Source organism: Shewanella sp. Isolate7, assembly GCF_022398425.1.
Lineage (GTDB): Bacteria > Pseudomonadota > Gammaproteobacteria > Enterobacterales > Shewanellaceae > Shewanella.
Genome location: NZ_JAKEVJ010000208.1, coordinates 1 through 539 on the forward strand (window position 1 = coordinate 1; position 539 = coordinate 539).

Here is a 539-nt window from a genome sequence, read left to right on the forward strand (position 1 = left end):
AATATAGAGAAAGCAGCCTGAAAGGCAATATTTAGGCTGTTTTTTATTGCAACAAATTATATTAAATTTCATGTGGTTAATAAATTTGTCTTAAGTTTTTGTAAAAAAATGTTTTGAAATGCTTGACGGATTTAGGTGTTAAGCGTATAGTTCGGTTCTTCGCTGCTACGGCAGCAAAGAAAAGAAGATAACTGATAAGTTTGACAGATTTTGTTGGATATTACAAGTTATTTTAAGAATCTAAAGCTCTTTAACAGAACAGATTACCGATAAGTGTGAGTGCCTGATGGTCTCACACTGCGACAAAAACAGACAAGATTGTGATTAGTATTTTTTGCTGATTGCTCTTTGTTAGTTTCTTTGAAGCAGACCAGAAGTTATTAAGTTAGAGATTAAACATAAGAGTTTGATCCTGGCTCAGATTGAACGCTGGCGGCATGCTTTACACATGCAAGTCGGACGGCAGCGAGATAGTGCTTGCACTATTGTCGGCGAGTGGCGAACGGGTGAGTAATATATTGGAACGTACCGAGTAGTGG

At 37.1% G+C, this 539-nt stretch carries 1 rRNA gene; it reads left to right on the forward strand.

Annotation, left to right across the window (positions count from 1 at the left end):
• Positions 1 to 394: 394 nt before the first annotated feature.
• A 16S ribosomal RNA gene (locus L1D47_RS21055) occupies positions 395 to 539 on the forward strand; the annotation flags it as partial.